The following is a 3,257-nucleotide window of genomic DNA, read 5'->3' on the forward strand; positions in this document are numbered from 1 at the left end:
CATAATCGGGGTTTGAAGATATTTCCAGGAAAGAGCGGCGGATCCAGTTGGTTAATAAATCGATATTCTCGCAGGCATAGCCGTCTTCATCAACGGTTTCGGGCAGCTGTTCAGAATTCTCGAATACCAGTCGGTAGTGCTCATCAAACAATAGTAATTTTTTGTTGGTTCTGCCAACATCAAAAATTAGTATAACATGTAATGGGTCCATCTTATAAACCGGTGGCTATAGTTTTTAATCCTCTTTCTTTAATGAGGTTCTCTCTAACTTTTAATTCACGGAACAAGGCAAGTGGCTGCAAAGCTCCGGCGCTACGTAAACGGGCCTCTGCAACGATGGCACGCATATCTGTTCTAAAAGCATTTTGCAGGATTTCCTGCGCAGCAGTAACATCATTATTTTCCTGTGCCGCGGCGAGTGCCTTCCGATCAACGATCAAAGACTGGGCATAAGATAACATGATAGCTTCAATTGATTGCAATAGATCTTCAAGAGGGTCCTTCACATTATGAGAGGCGTCTATCATCCAGCCCAGGTCCGTGTTATGATTCATGCCTTTCGCTTCCATGCCTTCAACCAGTTCATTAAAAATCAGGAACAACTGGTAAGGCTTGATACTGCCTACAGTAAGATCATCATCTCCATATTTAGAATCATTAAAATGGAACCCACCTAATTTTCCTTCCATCAGTAACAGGGACACTATCTGTTCTATGTTTGCGTTGGCAAGATGATGGCCAAGATCCACAAGGGTATAAGCTTTGGGCCCCAGTTTATTGGCATATAAGAGAGACTGTCCCCAATCGCCTACAGTAGTGGAGTAAAAATTAGGTTCGAAGGCTTTATATTCTACAAAAATTTTCCAATTATCCGGCAATGCCGCATATATTTCTTTCAGGCTTTCCAGCGTATTTTGAAAAGCTTTGCGGAAGTTCAGCTGACCAGGAAAACAGGATCCATCAGCCAGCCATACGGTCAATGATTCTGAGCCCAGGTCTACACCATGGCGGATCACTTCAATATTGTGATCAATCGCCTGTTGCCTGACCGCTTTATTTACATGTTGCAGGGAACCGAACTTATAGCTATGTTCCTGGCCAGGCTGATCCTGGAATGTATTTGAATTCATCGCGTCGAAGCGCAAACCAAATTGAGCGGCGAGCGCTTTTACTGAGGCAATATTCTTTGGAATATCCCAGGGAATATGAAGAGAAATAGCCCCACCGGATTGATTCAGCGAGTGGAGCAATCCAATATCCTCCATTTTCTCTTCCAGGTTTCGGGGCTCTCCGCCGCCGGAGAAACGGCCAAAGCGGGTGCCTCCTGTTCCCAGTGCCCAGCTCGGGATAGCTACCTGGAAGTCAATTAATTTCTGAATAATATCTTCAGTGTCTTTTATCTCTGATACACTGTTTTCAATCCTGCGCCGGTGCGCCGCAAGGAGGGAATCGTTGTGTGCCTGGATTTTATATTTTTCAATCTGCATAGTTAGGAATTTTAGCTATCCGCCGGCGCCAAAGGCTTTGGCGGACAAGTCCGCTGAGAGCCATTTAACCCGACAGCACGAGCGTAGTTATGAGTTTCATTTCATATAAAAAACTTCTGTTAGTGATGTGCTCACGGGAGAGTTATCGGGATTGGAATCCATGATATCTTTCATATAGGCCCACCATTTTTTCATTACGGGGTGACTCGACAATTCCTGTTGCTTTTGCGCATCGCTGACCGTTAACACTCCGAAAAGATCATTGGTATCCTCATCCAGGAAAATAGAATAATCTTCTATGCCTGCACCCTTGAGCAGTACTACCAGATCGGGCCAGATTTCGTCATGCCGTTTCTTATATTCTTCCGTTTTACCGGGGTGAAGTTTCATTTTGAAAGCAACACGCATAAGTCAATCAAGATTAAAAGTAATACTATCTTACAAATGCCATGGCAACACCCCCATCAACGTTGAGTACATTACCGGTAGATTTATTCAACAATCCACCAACAAAAGCAAAGCAGGCATTAGCGATATCGTCAGGTAAAATAACTTCGTTCAGCAGGGTTCTCTTTGCATAATATGCCGGAAGCTCTGCTACCGTTACACCGTATGCCTTGGCACGTCCTTCGGCCCAGGCGCCGGCCCATATTTTGCTATCTGAAATAACAGCATCCGGGTTCACCACGTTTACACGGATCTTGTCCGGACCCAGTTCCGCCGCATTCAGCCTGCTAAGGTGCAGCTGCGCTGCTTTAGCCGAACCATATCCTGCATTATTAGGACCAGAGACAAGCGCGTTTTTGCTAACAATATTTAATACGTCGCCGCCAATATTTTGTTTACGCATTTCTGCAACGCCAGCCTGTGTGATCATGAATTGCCCTTTAACCAGCACGTCGTATAACAGGTCCCAGTCTTTTTCTGTATGATCCTGTATGGTTTTAGAAATAGACAACCCAGCACAATTAACTACGATGTCTATTCCCCCAAATGCAAGTGCTGCCGTTTCAAATACAGTAGCGATATGTTGTGTGTCTGTAACATCCAGAATGGCACTTGTGTAAGCGTCTTTTCCAAATTGTTTTTTAAACTCGGCATCTGCAGAGAGCAGCCTGTCGGGATCATTATCATTAAGTACCACGCAGGCACCTTCCTGTACAAATCTTTTTGCAATGGCTTTGCCAATACCGCCCGCGCTCCCGGTTACCATGGCAATTTTTCCCGACAGCGCTTTAGGCTTTGGCATTCTCTGCAGTTTAGCCTCTTCCAATAACCAGTATTCTATATTAAAAGCTTCCTGCCGGGGTAATGACGTATATTCAGAAATTGCTTCCGAGCCCTTCATTACATTAATGGCATTAATATAAAACTCTGCTGCAACACGGGCAGTTTGTTTGTCTTTGGCAAAAGTGAACAGGCCAATACCCGGATATAGAATTACCACGGGGTTAGCATCACGTACTGCCGGGCTGTTTGGATGCTTGTGGGACTGGTAATATTCCAGGTACATCTTACGGTAAGCATCAAACGAAGGCAACAATTTTTCTTTGAGGCTTTTCACATCCGACAGGTCTTCTTCCGGCATCAGTTCGAGTACGAGTGGGCTTATTTTTGTGCGGAGGAAGTGATCAGGACAACTGGTACCCATAGGGGCCAGGCGTTCCAGGTCGTTGGAGTTCACATATTCTAGGGCGCGGTCATCATCTGTAAAATGGCCGATCATATGCTGGGCAGAAGAACAAAATCCGCGCAGGACGGGTGCCAGTG

At 45.2% G+C, this 3,257-nt stretch carries 3 protein-coding genes and 1 pseudogene; all 4 read right to left on the minus strand.

Annotation, left to right across the window (positions count from 1 at the left end):
• A pseudogene (locus ABIO93_RS11405) lies at nt 1-211 on the minus strand (carbohydrate kinase); the annotation flags it as partial.
• 1 nt (nt 212) lies between these two features.
• Nucleotides 213-1,487 carry a TIM barrel protein gene (locus ABIO93_RS11410; protein ID WP_348067625.1) on the minus strand — a complete coding sequence of 425 codons (1,275 nt, stop codon included), beginning with the start codon at nt 1,485-1,487 and terminating at the stop codon, nt 213-215.
• Nucleotides 1,488-1,583: 96 nt separating this feature from the next.
• On the minus strand, nt 1,584-1,895 hold the full coding sequence (gene rhaM, locus ABIO93_RS11415; protein WP_348067627.1) for an L-rhamnose mutarotase: 312 nt from the start codon (nt 1,893-1,895) through the stop codon (nt 1,584-1,586).
• Nucleotides 1,896-1,920: 25 nt separating this feature from the next.
• Nucleotides 1,921-3,257, minus strand: a 1,337-nt coding sequence (gene rhaD / locus ABIO93_RS11420) for a bifunctional rhamnulose-1-phosphate aldolase/short-chain dehydrogenase (protein ID WP_348067629.1), incomplete at its 5' end; no start/stop codon positions are given.

This window comes from Dyadobacter sp. (genome assembly GCF_039919315.1).
Classification (GTDB): Bacteria; Bacteroidota; Bacteroidia; order Cytophagales; family Spirosomataceae; genus Dyadobacter.

What these genes read in the sequence shown, in the direction of transcription:
- ABIO93_RS11410 (WP_348067625.1), bottom strand. Translation starts at nt 1,487, where the DNA reads ATGCAGATTGAAAAATATAAAATCCAGGCACACAACGATTCCCTCCTT.
- rhaM (WP_348067627.1), bottom strand. Translation starts at nt 1,895, where the DNA reads ATGCGTGTTGCTTTCAAAATGAAACTTCACCCCGGTAAAACGGAAGAA.